Origin of the sequence: Rhodococcus sp. NCIMB 12038, assembly GCF_002165735.1 — a bacterium.
GTDB lineage: Bacteria > Actinomycetota > Actinomycetes > Mycobacteriales > Mycobacteriaceae > Rhodococcus_F.
In genome coordinates this window covers 89536-104288 of the sequence record NZ_NHML01000019.1, presented here as the reverse complement: position 1 = coordinate 104288, position 14753 = coordinate 89536, and the positions used below count along the sequence as shown (strand labels likewise).

The window sequence follows — 14753 nt, the reverse complement described above, 5'->3', positions numbered from 1 at the left end:
CGACCTCCGGGAATCAGCGGACCTCGGGGAGCTGGGTCGGCATGGCTCACATATTGATCGTCGGCGGGCATGACGAGACTTTCCGTATGATCGAAGATCTACCGATCGAGCTGTCTGTGTTTCAGAATTCCGAATCGGTCACCGCGCAGCAGGCCAGGCGCGCCCACCGGCTGTGCGTATTCGACTACCGCAACCGGACAGAGGCGCTCAGCAGGGCGCGGGCGCTGCACGAGTTCAAACGCATCGATGCCGTCGTGTCATTCACCGAGCACGGCCTCATGCCGGCCGCCGTGATCAAAGAGGCCCTGGGCATCAAGGGCAATGCGCGGGAAGCCGTCCGGTTGACCCGCGACAAGATCGCCATGCGCGAGCACCTGGCCGGCCGTGATCTCGGAGCTGTGCTGACCCGAAGCTGCCATTCGTCCGCCGAGGTACGGAGCTTCCTTCAGTCGGTGGGTGGCCCGATTATCGTCAAGCCGGCTGAAGGCGCAGGCAGCTCCGGTGTTTTTCGCGTCTCCAGCCTCGACCAGGTCGAATCCGCATTCGCCCGCTCTCGCGGCGAGTACCCCGGGCCGACCCTCGTCGAGGAGTTCATCGACGGCCCCGAATACAGCGTCGAATCCTTCAGCACGGATGGCAGGCACGACATCATTGCAGTGACCGCAAAAACCACCACCGGCCCGCCACGGTATATCGAAACCGGTCATCTGATGCCGGCCGTGCTCGCGGCATCGGCCCTTGCCGAGCTCCGCGGACTCGTCACCGATTTCCTGAGTTCCATCGGTCATTCCTTCGGGCCGGCCCATACCGAAGTGCGTTTCGGCCCGGCCGGACCCCGGATCATCGAGGGAAATACCCGTCCCGGAGGCGATTTCATCTGGGAGCTGGTGCTCCGTGCGATGGGTCGCGATCTGGTCCGGGAATCGATCTGTCATCTTGCCGGGCTGCCGCCGCAATCGCGAACACCCGGGCACGGTGCAGGCTGCGTCGCATTCTTTGGTTACGAGAATGTGGTGATCGAACGCGTGCAGGGCATCGAGGCCGCGCGTGAGGCCGAGGGGATAATCCGCCTGCAGTGTTCTCTCGAACCAGGGCAACGACTCGGTCCGCTCCGGTCCTCTGCGGATCGTCAAGGTGTCATTGTCGCCGTCGGCACTGATCTCGTGGACGCCGAGCGCCGGTTGGCTCAGGCGCAGGATCGGATTCGGGTGGAGACGAGCCAGCTTCCGCACTGACCGGGCAGATTCAGGTACTGCACGGTCAGCGAGGTGTGGGGCATTGCGGGGGCTGCTCGATCGGTATTACTTGCACCGTTGTCAAGATTTCGCGAATGAGTGATGTCACTTCAAAGCTCGACCGGCCGGCGACGATGCCGCTGACGGGCAATTCGAAATCGAGATAGCTAACGGTCTCCGGAAGAGAAGCACCCGCATCCAGCTCCTTCCATCGAACAACATCTGAGTGGGCCTGAAATCTTTCACCACCCGATATCGCGCAGTACCGCGACGGAAGCAGGTGACCCGGGAACATGAAATCTCCGTAGAACTTGCTGCTCGCCGTCGTTTCGAACCACCGTTTCAGTGGATTGATTTCGACAGGTGACCAATCGAGGTTGCACGCCAAACCGGCTGCGACCAAGTCGATGCCCGTGGCAAGCCGAAAAGTCTCCTTGATATGTCCACCGCCGGCGCGCGCGCCGACCTCCAGGAAAACCATTCCATCTGCGGCCTCGATCATTTCGAGATGAAACGGGCCATTGTCGATACCCACAGCCCGAAGGTATTCGACCGCTTCCTTGCAGCGCCCACCGTCGTCGTCGACTTGAATCGATCCCTGCGGAACTCCCTGTGCAAACTCGAGGCACGTGCCCAGATATCTGCTGGCAACGATCGCCACCGGCGCACCGGCAAGCATCACGCCATCGAAATGGAAGATCGGCCCCTCCACATATTCTTCGAGCTGGAAACGCTCAGGATCCCAGTCCTCCGTCGGGTGATTGAGAATCGCAGTGCCGGCGTCAGCGTAGGTGGCGAAAACGAAAACATCCTTGCTGGCAGTTCCATCGAGTGGTTTGAGCACCGTCTTCCCGGCCCAAGGAGCGACATCGGCGGACGAAGCGGTGAGCGCCTCATCGCAGCGAACAAATCTGGGCACGCGAAGTCCGCTTCCTGCGACCGCGGCTTTCATCGCTACCTTGTCGTTCACGATGTGGACCTGCTCCGGTGATACCCCTTCCACTCCGAGGCTCCGCCTTATCTGCGCTGCATCCATCATCTCGTATTGGGAGACGCTGATGACTCTGTCGAAGGAATCGTCGGGGGAGAACAGGGTGCGAACTTCCTCGGCCAGACCTGCTCGACCCGGCCGTTCAACCCTCGTGCAGCGAAGGTCGGGCGGCACGGTAGCAAGTTGCGCGCCTGTGCCCACGTAGACGACATCGTGAATTCCATGATCTATTACACGATGGTATTCGATGAAGGAATACGGAACGCGATGGAGGATGAGCAGTTTCATTCAGAAGACCCCGCTGGATGGAATACCGATCGGCGAATTGGACTTTCACCTTCCAGTACTATCCCGGGCTGACGGACGTGAAGCTAGGAACCCTGGGGGGAAGGATCGCCCACCTTGCGTGGTCGTCATCGAATCGCGGACCGGCCGTCAGTCAGGTGCCGATACTCGGTTGCAATCGCATCGACCACTGCGGACTTCGCATACCGGATCTCGTCGATGCCGGAAACCCCCATGATTTCGATCGCAGTGCCACACAGAAATGCGGCGTCGAACGATCCGATCTCGCCGTATGCGATGTCGCGTTCCGTTACCGAGAGCTTCAGTCGCGGACACAGCTCATCGATGATCACCCTTCGGGTGATCCCGTCGAGGGCTAATTCGGCAGTGGGCGTGAACAATGCGTCTCCCTCGACGAAGAACACGTTCGAGCCGCTCGACTCGCACACAGCGTCGGCTGTCGAGAGAAAGAGCACATCATCGTAGCCGTCGGCCCGCTGGCGGTGGCTCAAGTAGCTCAACGCGTAGGTAGACGACGTTTTCGCCTGATACGGGTGGCACGAGGCGGGCGCACGCCGCCACGTTGCCGTCGAGAGCCGATATTGCTCCGCGCCCGAATTCGAAGGAAAGGGCAGGGCAAACAGGACCACCTTGCTGGAAGAGCCCTGCGCCTTGAAACTCACATCGGTGTCGTCATAGAAGACCAAGCACTTGATGTACGCATCGGCCAGCCCGTTGGCCCGCACCAATTCGTGGCAAGCATCGGCCAAGTCCGCATTCGAATAGTGCAGGGTGTGACCGAACAACTTGGCGGACCGCCGCAATCTGGCTATGTGGTCGTCACATTTGAAGATGCTTCCGCCGTACGTGCGGATACCGTCGAACACCGACGTGGCATACGACAACCCATGGGTCGCAGGTGACAGGCTCACCTCGTCGAATCGGACGCATCTTCCATCTACCCAGGCAATTTCGTTGATCATCTCAGTCTCCATGTCGCGATTTCGCGAATTCCTGCATTGCCTGTGCACGCCTTGTGTTGACCGGAATCAGCCAGTTGTCCAGGTCGACAATGTGGATTGCGCCTACCCGGGCCTTGGCGTCGATGGCCCCTCGGCCGAGGCAGATGTCCGCGAAACCAAGCCGATCCGCGAAACGATACATTTGATAGTAGTCGGCGATGTACAGATTCAACCCACGCGGAATCCGGTCATGGTCGAGTCCCCGAACGAGTTTCGTAAACACGCCACGGTGATCGTCGGCGTAGCTCAGTGATCCGGCCAATGGAGTATTCGAAGACTTGTCGTAGTCCAGCTTCACGAAGTATTTCTCACCTTCGGACGAGCGTGCCAGCATACGCAGCACATCGCTCGTATAGAGGTTCTTGGCGTGTCCGTATTTGGCCACGTTCATTGCCTGGAGGCCGGCGAAATCGCGCAGGATTCGATTGTCTTCCGCCACGTTCGAGAGACGGTGTATCTCGATTGTGCACGCCGCCTCAGCCTTCCTCGTGAGCCTGACGATTGATTTGTATTGACTCGCTCCGACCGCTGTTCGCAGGGCGAGGTCCACATTTCGCGAAGACCGGAAGAATGCCGCCTTCATGAATGGAACTGCAATGATGTCGTCGCGCCGACGGCGGTCGGATCTGCGAAGAGAAGGGACCAGCAACCAGTCGGCGGTTGATGCCAGGCTCGACAACTCCACCAGTGCCCGATCGTCGGGCTCGTCGCACACGGGCATGTAGAAGTATCCGGGTGCGACGTACGCTCGCTCGTGATGAAGGGCGTCATCGCTGCTCACGCTGCCCTGGAGCACCGCGTTCCAGTGCGCGATGTTCCTCAGCGGAAGTTGTGGCCGTGGAACGTTGTGACTGTTACAGAACGCATTGCGTTGAGGCAGCCATTCCATGGTCTTCCTCCTTTCCATTCCAGTTCCGATCGGCCGTCGTGCGCGACTGGGCAGAATTCTCGAGGAGGCGTCGCTCGCCGTTGAAGTGGAAGACTCGGTTGGCAAGTTCGGTCAGCTCCGGATTGTGCGTGATGATGAAGAAAAGCGTGTCCGGCAAGGCAGAGATCAAGGCCCGCAGTATCGAGAGCTCTGCTCCTGTACTCAACTCGGAAGTCGCTTCGTCGAGAATTGCGATCGCCGGGCGATTGATCAACAGGTCGAGGAGCGCCAGCCGCTGCAGTTCCGTCTTGCTCAAATTCAACTGACCGGTGGCGGGGACGGGCTCGTCGAATCCGGACGGTAATCGCCCGACGACGTCTGCCACGTCGAGATAGTCGACGACGCGAGCCAATTCGAGCGGTAACGGGCTGTTGAAATGTTCGATCAGTCGTCCTGGCTTGAAGATCGGACTCGACGTCAGTAGGAGGATGTCTTCGGCGTGGGAATTCGAGACGTATCCCGTCGTCTGGCCCAATGTCGAGAGGACGCCCGTTGTCGGCTGCAGACTGCCGACAACCAGCTTCGCAAATGTCGACTTCCCGACCCCGCTCGGGCCCATGACGACCACGACGTCTCGGCTGGCGAACGACTCTGAAAGCTCCTCCAGCAGAACCGCCCCGGTGTGCGGCGCGACGTACGCTACCTCCGACAGCGACACGAGCGCTGCGGCTTCAACTGCTGAGCCGGTCCGGCACGGCGGCGGGCCGATCGGAGGCGTGAGGAGACGGTCTGCGCTGTCGAGAACCTGCCTGAGGTCGACCAGACAACGGCCCGCTCGGGCGAAAACAGCGATGAGGCTGTACGAGAGACTGAGCGCGAGAACACTGCTGAGGTTGGATCCGCCGCCGACCTGGACAAACACGGTTGAACCGATAACGACCGACAGGAAGAGCACACCCATCAGGTCGAGCTTGTAATTGAACCAGCGGCGCGCGCCCGCATTGTCCATCGAAGCGAAGGCGCGATTCATCAAACTCTTGTTCAGCCAATTGACGAGGGCCGAGTTGTCGCGTGCCAAGTCGAATCTCGCTGAACTCCAGGTTATGGCCTCGACCTGCTCCAACACGGTCGACGTCGTACCGATCTCACTATCGTTGAACTTCTGTAGTCGCCTTCCCGATCGCTTCGAACTGTGCCAGTAGGCGAAGCACATCCCGGCAAGGGGAAGCAGGACGAAAATGTTCTTGCTCAATACGAACGCGGTGGTCGTGAGCAGCAGCGTCACCGCACCCAGCGTATTCAGAAGTACTTCTGGCAGAAGTTCGTCGATACGTCGTTGATCCCACGTCAGTTTGCTCTGATAGTCCTTATCGCTCTCGTCGAAGGCCGACCTGGAGGGCTTTGGACTCATGACGGTCGAGAAGTAACTCCGACATTTTCGGGATGCCGCCATGATGCTGCGCTTGACTACGAGTAAGGAGGTGAAAATCGACAGGAGTGCCCCGGCCGACAGTGCAGCGATGAGGGTTGTCGCTGCTGTCCGCGCATTCGTGGTCGAAATTCCGCTGGCCGCTGTGTAGTCACCGACAATCGTCAGAACGTCACGGCACGCAAACAGGACGCATGCGACAACCGCGACCTTCGCGACGCCCAGGCTCATCAGACTGCGGCGCGACGAGGTCGAGGATTCCGGTCGGTCCATGGCCTGGGGACGGCGAGCGACCGACCGATCCTCCTGAGCGAGCAACTTTTTGCGGTCTCGAACAGGATTCGCCGCACGTGGTGTGAGGTTTCGTATCACCTCCACGACCTCGCCTCCGGCCACAACCCATATCTCGTCTGCAGCTTCTTTTTCATCGGGCTTGTCCGTCGCATAAACGACCGTGGTGTCGTGCCACGGCCCGCGCAGAAGCGAGGCCAACAGTCCACGCGCCAGGTCGTCGTTCAGCCCTGACGTGGGCTGATCCAGGTACACGAACTTTGGTTCGGCCAATATTGCCCGTGCCAGTTCGAGCCGCTTCCCCTGCCCACGGGACAAGTCCCATCCCTCGGTCCGGTCGCGTGACTTGCTCGAGAGGTAGTCGCCGTAGAAGGTTTCGGGAAGTCGGGACAGTGTCAGGGCGCGACGGGCCTCGTCGTCCGTGAATTCGCTTCGATAGAGACACAAATTCTCGTAGAGCCCACCAGGGAATATCCACGGTTCATCCGGCACGAAGAACGTTTTGTCGTTCACTTGGCTGCTCTGGCGTGCACCGATTCTCAGAACGGTTGTCTTGCCACTGCCTGCGGCGCCGACGACGGCGATGTGCTTCGCCGTTGTCGCCGGTAGGCGCGTTGCCGTCGCATCGGTGTCCAGCGGATGGGGACTGGACAGATACTTCGCGACGTTGGTGTGCCCGACGATGCCCTGGGACAGGCTCTGAACAATGAAGGGGATATTGTTGGCGACGGATTTCAAACCTCCGACCAGCGCCATCGTGGACAACAGACCCGCTGGATCGACGTAACCAACGTGGGCCAACTGCGTAAACACCGCGGCAAGCATGGCAACGATCGGAGTGAGTGTCGATATGAGATTGATCCGCGCGACGAGACGCGCGGCTTTCAGGAGCGCGCGCTCCTCGCCGTCTCGCTTGTCGGCATAGCGCCGAAACAGTTCGTCGTTCCAGTTCTTCAGCCACGCGAGCAGGCGATTGTTCAGCGAGAACAGGCCGACTTCGATGCGATCTGCCGCCGTCGCCGACAGTGCAGCGTGCGCGGCATTCAATTGTTTGGCGTTCCAATAGATCACCACGGAACTGACGAGAATCACCGACAGTGCTGCCAGAGCACTCGGTCCCAACGCCACGAAGAAGTACGCGGAGGTGAAGGTGATGGTTGCGAATGCAAGAATGATGAAAATGAGTCCTGACCAAGCATTTTCGACGCGTGCTGCCTCCCGGTCCAGGAGTGTGACCAGGTCGGCCGGTTGGCCGGAAGGGGTAACGCTGCGCTTCTTGTGCAGCAGACGTTGTTCGATGTATGTCCGGGCTCCGATGCCCACCACGTCGGCTTGCATGAAGGTGTGATTCAACGCAAGCCACGCCAAGTACGTCAGCACGATGCAGGTGATACCGAGCGTGAGGTTCGTCGTCAGCGCTGAACCGCCGGCGACGAGGTGCTGGATCAGCGATTTCAGCGTGATCGCAGCACCGAAGGCGCATCCGGCATTGATCGCGATGGCCACGAGCCCGAGCATGATGTCACGACGAAGTCCGCCGAAGACGGATCTGCTGAGTCGTTCGCCTCGGGGCGCGTTCACGCTGTCCCGCTGCGCGGCGTCACACCACCGCTGCCATCTGGCAAGGTGTGAGGCGTTGGACGAGGGGGTGAGCCGAGTTCGGGGTTCGGGAACCTCGAACCAAACGATTTTCCTGAGGACGCTCAGCATGTGGAGTATGTGGGGACCGCCGTGTCGGCGAGGGCGATCGACGCGATTCTGTCACACAATTGCGTGATCATCTTCCATCCCTCGGCGAGTGCTTCGCGGAGTTCCCGGATCTCGGCCTGCGTTGCTCGATCGAGCAGATCGATACCCATGGTCACGTGCTGACCGTCGTCTTCGCCGTGTTCCTGGAAGTGCGGAATTGCCGGAAACGCTCGGGCCGCTTCCCGGTGCCAGATCTCACCACTACCTTCCAACACCACATGCATCAGCAGAGTGCGCACCATGTCGCTCCGGTACAGCATTTGATGCCTGAACCAATCCATTGTCGATACGAACGTCTCATCGGTGACCGGCGCGTGCGCTGACCCCCGTTGGTTGCGCAGGTTGTCGTTGTGACCCAGTTCCTCGACCAGATGGTCGAGCGCCACCTGCTTGTGCGCAGTATCGGTAGTCATCGCGACACGCAGGTGCAGCAGGTCCTGAAACACGTCCGACCAGGTTTGCTGGCAGTCGAGCAGCCGTTCCCGAGCGTGTGGGTTGTCGAACGAGGGGTCGTCGATCAGCCGCAACAGGTTGCTGGTTCCGAATTGCTGCAGGTACTTCTCGTTGTCCGCCAGGAGCACAGCCGCCGGATTCGGTACCTCGCGTGCAAACATCGCGTTGGGCTTCTCGGCGTTCTCGTAGAGTGCCTTGCCGTTGAACTGGATCGAGAGCGCCCAGAAACCGTCCCGGGTTCCTTCGAAGCCGTGCCAGGAGTCGCCGGGGACGAGGATCATGTCTCCCGCACCGACCTCCTGCTCTGCACTGCCCAGCGTTCGACCGGAGCCCTCGCAGATCAGGATCAGGCTGGGCTCCGGGTGCTTGTGCACCGCCAGCACCTCACCGCACTCCAACCTGACCCAGCTGATCGCCAAATTGCTGGAGGTAGGAATGAATTGCGCCAACTGAGGATGCCGGCTGAATATCTTGACGACACCCAGGTTGTGGATGTTCCCGCCGACAACGGCTTCGTTGATCGTCTCGAGTGCGCTTCTGGCGATGATGTGCATAGATTCTTCCTTCTCTGGGATCGACCGGCCTCGAGTTCTGTAGCGCTCCCAATCCTGGGCACGTGCCTGCCGGCCGCACAGGCACCCCAGGGTTGAAAATGTCACCCCCTCAGGCGGAAAGGGTGTCGAGAAGTCTCCCTAGGGTGTCTATCCGCATTCGCCGCGCGCCGCCGAAGATAGCTGAACACCGCAGTACGGATGAGAGGCGAGTTTCGCATTGATTTCCGAAACGTTGCTCGAAGCCGAGCAGAAATTTGTTCGTTCCGGCGTGATCGGCGTCGGGGGCACGTGCCTTCAGGCTGCTGAAGCGACGACCGATGAATTGTCCGGCCGCAATATCGAGAATGCGCTCCGGCAATGGGAGGCGGGACACGCGGAGTTTCCCCACTCGGCTGTCGCGGCCCATTATCAGACAGTCGGGCGTAACGGGGTCCGGCCCCACCTGGTCGCCATGCTGCGACACTTCCATGGCAACAACCGTGCGCATCATGTTCTCGGTGCCTGGCTACCGATGACGTTCGACGCGCAGAACGGCGACTACCTGTCCTATGTCGGGCTCGACTATTTCGACCAGGTCGTCCGGTCCGATGACGCGCAGCGCGTGGACGCATTCGTTGCTGCCGCGGCCATGGACCTCGCGTTGCTGGAGGCGCGCGCCCTCGGGAGGTCGGCACATGCACCCCAGGTGGCCAGGGCGCGCGCAGCGACACGGGTCGTGACCAAACTCGACAGGCTCGCACCCGACTTCGCGCTCGATCCTTCCGTAGCTGCGGCCGGCCTTGCGGCATTGGCTCAGCCGGGCGCCGACTACAGTGCGTTTGCTTCGGTCGCCGCGCCGGCGCTGAACGGTGTCCCCGAAGAGATCGGCAGTGCAGTTCGGCTGACGTTGTTGCCGACGACGCGCCTGCACGACGAGCAGATGTTCATCCGCTGCATCCAGATCTTCGAAGGTCTGTATCGGCAAGTCGCGACAGCGATTTCGAGGTCGATCGGTGACCTGCGCCACGGTCTGGCCGCAGTGGCAAAGGATCGCCTCGACCGGGCATCGATCCGCCTCGAAGCGGTTCCTGCGCTCTTTCGGGTTCTCACGACGATGCCGGTCGACGCCTTCGCGATCATTCGCGGCTTCACCCATGGGCGGAGTGCGGTGCAGTCGCGCGCGTTTCGTGAGATCGAATTCGCCTGCGCTCCAATCGATCCCCGTGACTTTGAGCGCATGGGGAATATCGATGTCGGGGAGGACACGTTGCAGGACGTCTATCTCGCGATGCGGAAATCTCATCCGGATGCAGGCGTTGTCGAGGAGTCGATGCGGCGCCTGGACCGCGCGTGGGTTGCGATGAAGCGCGGCCACTGGGGCATCACCCTGAAAGTCATCGGAACGGTACCTGGCACCGGCGGGACGGCAGGCGCGTCGTATCTGAAAAATGCTGCCATGATGTCACTCTTCCCGCGGCTGTCCGAGGCGGCGTGAACATGAGCGACGTCAACCACCGAGTGAGAAAGCAGATCATGGGATACATCGTGTCCCAATCTATTTCAGCCGTGTGCGAACTGGGTGTGCCCGACCGGTTGGCGGACGATGCGTGCTCGCTCGGCGATCTCGCGGCGGGCGTGGGTGCCGACGCCGATGCACTCGGTCGATTCCTGCGGGTACTCGTCGCGGAAGGCTTGCTCGCGGTAGACGGTGGAGGACGATTCGCGTTGACGGAGGCCGGTGAGCTTCTGCGCGCGGACACTCCGGGCTCGCTTCGTCACCTGGTCGGCTTGATGTCGAACGAGGCCTACCTCGTGTGGGGGCACGCAGCGCATTCGATTCGAACGGGGAAGGAATCGTTTTCTTCGGCGTTCGGCAAGCCGTACTTCGAATGGTTGTCCGAGAATCCGTCGGCAGCGGATGAGTTCGCACGGGGCCAAGCAGGGCTGGTCGAGTTGCGTTTGCTGCCTTTGCTCGAACACGACTGGTCTGACGTGGGAACGGTCGTCGACGTCGGAGGCGGGACCGGCGCGCTGATCACCCGGTTGCTCGATCGGCACGCGCATCTACGCGGAATTCTGTTCGATCTGCCTCATGTGGTCGCGGAAGCGCCGTCGGAGTTTCGTTCGGCCGGCATCGGTGAACGAACGACAGTCGTGGGCGGAAGTTTCTTCGACGACGTCCCGTGCAATGGTGACGTGTACGTGCTGTCTCAGATTCTCCACGACTGGGATGACGCGTCCGCCGGCAAGATCCTCGGCAGTTGCCGGCAAGCGATCCCGCCGAGCGGACGGTTGATGATTGTCGAGCAGGTCCTGCCGGAGGCAGCGACAACCCACCCCATGGCGCTGCTGGATCTCCACATGCTGGTTCTCCTGGGAGGTCGTGAGCGCACGATCACCGAATGGCGCCGACTGTTGGCCGACCACGGATTCACGCTGGATTCGATCACGCAAGGTCCCCGGTCGTCCGTCATCGAAGCGGTTCCGGTGTGAGCTAGCTCCCCTCGCCCGCGAGGGCGAAGAGTCCGTCGTCGGTCTGCTCGACGAGTCCGTCGATCAGCAGGGAGTGGAGGGCGCGGTCGCGTTGCCCGGGGTCGTCGAGCCACACCTGGTCGAGCCGGACGCGTTCGACGGGGGCGGTGCTGTCGCGGAGCACGGCCATGAGCTTGCCGCGCACCTGGCGGTCGGTGCCTGCAAATTTCTGGACTTTCCGGCGCTCGCCGGTGTGCGCGGGGCGTCCGGCGTCGACCCAGGCGCAGTCCGGCAGCGGACAGCGGGTGCAGTCGGGGGTGCGGGCGGTGCAGACGGTGGCGCCGAGTTCCATGAGGGCCGCGGAGAACGTGGCGGCGCGGGCGCGGGTCCGGGGGAGCAGGGTGGACACGTCGGCGAGGTCGCGGGTGGTCGACGGGTTGCCGGGCTCGGCGCTTCCGTGCACGGCCCTGGCGACCACCCGGCGGACGTTCGTGTCGACGACGGGGACCCGCTGTCCGTAGGCGAAGCAGGCGACGGCCCGCGCGGTGTAGGCGCCGATGCCGGGCAGGCCGAGGAGCGTGTCGACGTCGCTCGGCACCACATCGCCGTGTTCGGCGGCGAGCACACCGGCGCATTCGTGGAGTCGCAGCGCGCGACGCGGGTAGCCGAGCTTGCCCCATGCGCGCAGGACGTCGGCCTGGCTGGAGGCGGCCATGCGGGACGGGACGGGCCAGCGCTGCACCCATTCCTCCCAGATCGGGGCCACCCGGACGACGGGTGTCTGCTGCAGCATGATCTCGCTCATCAGGATGTGCCAGGCGGTGACGCCGTCGCGGCGCCACGGCAGATCCCGGGCCTGGACCTCGTACCAGTTGATCAGCGCGGAGGAGTCAACGGCCACTTCGTCCTCACAAGTCCCTTCGTTCACTGGTGAAACAGAATTTCCGGGGTCGTCATAATCCCGTCGCGACGGTGCCACACGCCCGGTGCACAATGATCCCATGCCTAATTCGAACCCGGTGTCCGCGTGGAAGGCCCTGCGTCAGGGTAACGACAGATTCGTCAGCGGCACCTCGCTCCATCCCAGCCAGGGCGTCGCCGATCGGGCGAAGCTCGTCGGCGGCCAGCACCCCACGGCCGTCCTGTTCGGTTGCGGAGACTCCCGCGTCGCCGCCGAGATCATCTTCGATCAGGGTCTGGGCGACATGTTCGTCGTCCGCACCGCAGGTCACGTCATCGATGACGCCGTGCTCGGGTCCATCGAGTACGCCGTCGGCGTGTTGAACGTGCCGCTGATCGTCGTGCTCGGTCACGACAGTTGCGGTGCCGTGAAGGCGACGCTCGACGCCCTCGACGACGGCAACGTGCCGCCCGGATTCATCCGCAGCATCGTGGAACGCGTCGCCCCGTCGATCCTCATGGGACGCCGAGAGGGACTCACTACCGTCGACGAACTCGAAGGTCGCCACGTGGTGGAGACCGGTGCGCTGCTCATGCAGCGTTCGCGCATCATCGCGGAGAAGGTGGAGAGCGGCGCGTGCGCCATCGCGGGTGTCACGTACAAGCTGTCCGACGGCCGCACCCACCTGCAGGGCGCCGTCGGTGACATCGGTGAGCTCACGGACTGACCGCGACACGCCGCGCCCGCTGAGCCGTAGCCGCGCGACGCCGAACTACCGTTGACGTCGTGCTGGAACCGAATGGACCGTTGCCCCCCGAGATTTACTGGCGCCGCAGGGCGCTGGCGATCGGCGGCGCCGTGGTCGCGTTGCTGCTCGTGGTGTGGTTGATCAACTCACTGCGTGGTGGCGGTGACTCCGAGACGGATCCGGCGGCAGCGAGTTCGTCGCTGACCACTCCTGTGTCGATTTCCCCGACAGCCTCGGGTTCGTCCACGTCCAGCGGTGGTTCGGGCGGGTCCGGTGGTGGCGGCGGTGGCGCCGCTGCCGCCGGCGGCGAGGCGTCGTCGGGCACGTCCGGTTCGTCGGGGGCGTCGAGCAGCGGTGCCTCGAGCAGCGCGGCTCCCAGCGGTCAGCCGGTCGCCGCGGGACAGTGCCCGGACCAGTCGCTGGCCATCAAGGTGGCCGCCGACAAGCCGACGTACCTGCCCGGTGAGGAACCGAGCTTCACGACGGTCGTCACCAACATCGGCACCACGCCGTGCGAACGCGATCTGGGCAGCAGCCTGCAGCAGGTCCTCGTCTACACGATCGACGGCGCCGTGCGCCTGTGGTCGAACATCGACTGCTTCCCGCAGTCCGCGGCCGACGTGCGCACCCTCGCCGCCGGCGAGCAGGCCCAGTTCACCGTGAAGTGGTCGGCCAAGACGTCCGCTCCCGACTGCCTGACGCAGCCGGAACCCCAGCGTGATCCGGTGGGGCCCGGCGCGTACACGGTGGTCGGTCAGCTCGGTCAGCTCCGCAGCGCGCCGGAGCCGTTCAACCTCAGCTGATCCTCGGTGCGGGGTCGACGCGTGAGCGCCGATCGAATTCTTTGTCGAGGTCGGTGAGGTCGGGGTCGGCGAGCAGCGCCGCGAGCAGAATGCGGGCCTGACCTGCCCTGAGGTCGGTGGAGAACAGTGCCCCCGCCGAGATGAGGTCGTGTCCGCCGCCTCCACCGCCGTACGTGGCGGAGGTCGGGCCGTGCGGCACCCGGGTGGTGACCACCACCGGGATTCCGGCGGACGTGCAGTCGCGGACCGCCTCGACGATCGCAGGGTTCGCGTTGCCGGATCCGAGTCCGTCGAGCACCAGCCCCTGGGCCCCGGCGGCGAGGCACGCGTCGATCTGGACGCGGTCCGCGCCCGGATAGGCGGCCACGATGTCGACGCGGGTTCCGGCGATCGGATGCCACGGCAGCGGATCGAGGCGTTGCGGCCGCAGGTCGCCGGTGGGTTGGACGGAGTTGGGGTGGACGGATCGGAACGCGTCGAGGGACGTCGTGTCCGCCTTGCGTGTCCCCGACGCCCGGTGCACGGCGCCTCCGAACGCGATGAGGACACCCGCTCCGCGCAGGGCGGGGTCCGTTCCCGCGGCGATCGCGTCGGCCAGGTTGGTCCGGGCGTCGGATTCCGGATGGTCGAAGGTGCGTTGCGCACCCGTGAAGACCACCGGCCGCGGGTCGGCGTGGTGGAGGTCGACCAGGAACGCGGTCTCCTCCATGGTGTCGGTTCCGTGCAGCACGACCACCGCGTCGAGATCGGGATCGCTCAGTTCCGAGGTGACGGCGTCGCGGACCCGGTCCATGTCGGCGAACGTCATGCTCGAACTGTCCTTCGACATCACGTCGACGACGCGGATTTCCGTCCCGGTCCGGGCAGTGCCCAGCAGGTCGGAGCCTGCGACCACCGGCCTGCTGACACCTTGCCCGTCCCGCCTGCTGGCGATGGTGCCTCCGGTGGTGACGACGGCGACTTTCGGCACTGT

Annotated in this window: 12 protein-coding genes; 5 read left to right on the top strand and 7 right to left on the bottom strand. The window is 63.0% G+C overall.

Annotated elements, in window-relative coordinates; genetic code table 11:
- Positions 1 to 41 precede the first annotated feature (41 nt).
- A complete protein-coding gene (locus tag CA951_RS26965; RefSeq protein WP_087559744.1) occupies positions 42 to 1235 on the top strand; it encodes an ATP-grasp domain-containing protein in 1194 nt (397 codons plus the stop codon).
- Positions 1236 to 1260: 25 nt separating this feature from the next.
- Here CA951_RS26965 and CA951_RS26960 read toward each other — a convergent pair whose 3' ends face one another.
- The 5 genes from CA951_RS26960 to CA951_RS26940 form a co-directional block, all read right to left on the bottom strand.
- Complete coding sequence (locus tag CA951_RS26960) at positions 1261 to 2514, bottom strand: acetyl-CoA carboxylase biotin carboxylase subunit family protein (RefSeq protein ID WP_087559743.1); 1254 nt, start codon at positions 2512 to 2514, stop codon at positions 1261 to 1263.
- Between the two features lie 125 nt (positions 2515 to 2639).
- Positions 2640 to 3494, bottom strand: coding sequence for an aminotransferase class IV (locus tag CA951_RS26955; RefSeq protein WP_087559820.1), 855 nt, complete (start codon positions 3492 to 3494; stop codon positions 2640 to 2642).
- A gap of 1 nt (position 3495) precedes the next feature.
- Positions 3496 to 4422 carry a hypothetical protein gene (locus tag CA951_RS26950; protein WP_087559742.1) on the bottom strand — a complete coding sequence of 309 codons (927 nt, stop codon included), beginning with the start codon at positions 4420 to 4422 and terminating at the stop codon, positions 3496 to 3498.
- Complete coding sequence (locus tag CA951_RS26945; RefSeq protein WP_087559741.1) at positions 4388 to 7831, bottom strand: ATP-binding cassette domain-containing protein; 3444 nt, start codon at positions 7829 to 7831, stop codon at positions 4388 to 4390. Before CA951_RS26945 ends, CA951_RS26950 begins: the two co-directional genes overlap by 35 nt.
- A complete protein-coding gene (locus CA951_RS26940) occupies positions 7825 to 8877 on the bottom strand; it encodes a cupin (protein ID WP_087559740.1) in 1053 nt (350 codons plus the stop codon). Before CA951_RS26940 ends, CA951_RS26945 begins: the two co-directional genes overlap by 7 nt.
- A 217-nt stretch (positions 8878 to 9094) precedes the next feature.
- Here CA951_RS26940 and CA951_RS26935 point away from each other — a divergent pair, with 217 nt between their 5' ends.
- Together CA951_RS26935 and CA951_RS26930 are read left to right on the top strand one after the other, a co-directional pair.
- Positions 9095 to 10351: a hypothetical protein gene (locus CA951_RS26935; RefSeq protein ID WP_087559739.1), complete on the top strand. Its 1257-nt coding sequence runs from the start codon at positions 9095 to 9097 to the stop codon at positions 10349 to 10351.
- Between the two features lie 2 nt (positions 10352 to 10353).
- Positions 10354 to 11349, top strand: coding sequence for a methyltransferase (locus CA951_RS26930; RefSeq protein WP_087559738.1), 996 nt, complete (start codon positions 10354 to 10356; stop codon positions 11347 to 11349).
- 1 nt (position 11350) lies between these two features.
- Here the strand turns inward: CA951_RS26930 and CA951_RS26925 are convergent, their stop codons facing one another.
- The gene (locus CA951_RS26925; RefSeq protein WP_087559737.1) at positions 11351 to 12229 is read right to left on the bottom strand and encodes an A/G-specific adenine glycosylase; all 879 of its coding nucleotides are present in this window, start codon (positions 12227 to 12229) and stop codon (positions 11351 to 11353) included.
- A 100-nt stretch (positions 12230 to 12329) separates the two neighbouring features.
- Between CA951_RS26925 and CA951_RS26920 the strand changes: the two genes are divergently transcribed.
- Positions 12330 to 12956, top strand: a complete 627-nt coding sequence (locus CA951_RS26920) for a carbonic anhydrase (RefSeq protein WP_087559736.1) — start codon at positions 12330 to 12332, stop codon at positions 12954 to 12956.
- Between the two features lie 59 nt (positions 12957 to 13015).
- Positions 13016 to 13780, top strand: a complete 765-nt coding sequence (locus CA951_RS26915; RefSeq protein ID WP_087559735.1) for a hypothetical protein — start codon at positions 13016 to 13018, stop codon at positions 13778 to 13780.
- Here CA951_RS26915 and CA951_RS26910 read toward each other — a convergent pair.
- Positions 13773 to 14750 carry an asparaginase gene (locus CA951_RS26910; protein WP_087559734.1) on the bottom strand — a complete coding sequence of 326 codons (978 nt, stop codon included), beginning with the start codon at positions 14748 to 14750 and terminating at the stop codon, positions 13773 to 13775. The genes CA951_RS26915 and CA951_RS26910 overlap by 8 nt on opposite strands.
- Positions 14751 to 14753: the final 3 nt, after the last annotated feature.

Excerpts from the sequence above, each read along its gene's own strand:
- CA951_RS26950 (WP_087559742.1), bottom strand. The coding sequence starts at position 4,422 with ATGGAATGGCTGCCTCAACGCAATGCGTTCTGTAACAGTCACAACGTT.
- CA951_RS26965 (WP_087559744.1), top strand. The coding sequence starts at position 42 with ATGGCTCACATATTGATCGTCGGCGGGCATGACGAGACTTTCCGTATG.
- CA951_RS26940 (WP_087559740.1), bottom strand. The coding sequence starts at position 8,877 with ATGCACATCATCGCCAGAAGCGCACTCGAGACGATCAACGAAGCCGTT.
- CA951_RS26955 (WP_087559820.1), bottom strand. The coding sequence starts at position 3,494 with ATGATCAACGAAATTGCCTGGGTAGATGGAAGATGCGTCCGATTCGAC.
- CA951_RS26930 (WP_087559738.1), top strand. The coding sequence starts at position 10,354 with ATGAGCGACGTCAACCACCGAGTGAGAAAGCAGATCATGGGATACATC.
- CA951_RS26960 (WP_087559743.1), bottom strand. The coding sequence starts at position 2,514 with ATGAAACTGCTCATCCTCCATCGCGTTCCGTATTCCTTCATCGAATAC.
- CA951_RS26920 (WP_087559736.1), top strand. The coding sequence starts at position 12,330 with ATGCCTAATTCGAACCCGGTGTCCGCGTGGAAGGCCCTGCGTCAGGGT.
- CA951_RS26945 (WP_087559741.1), bottom strand. The coding sequence starts at position 7,831 with ATGCTGAGCGTCCTCAGGAAAATCGTTTGGTTCGAGGTTCCCGAACCC.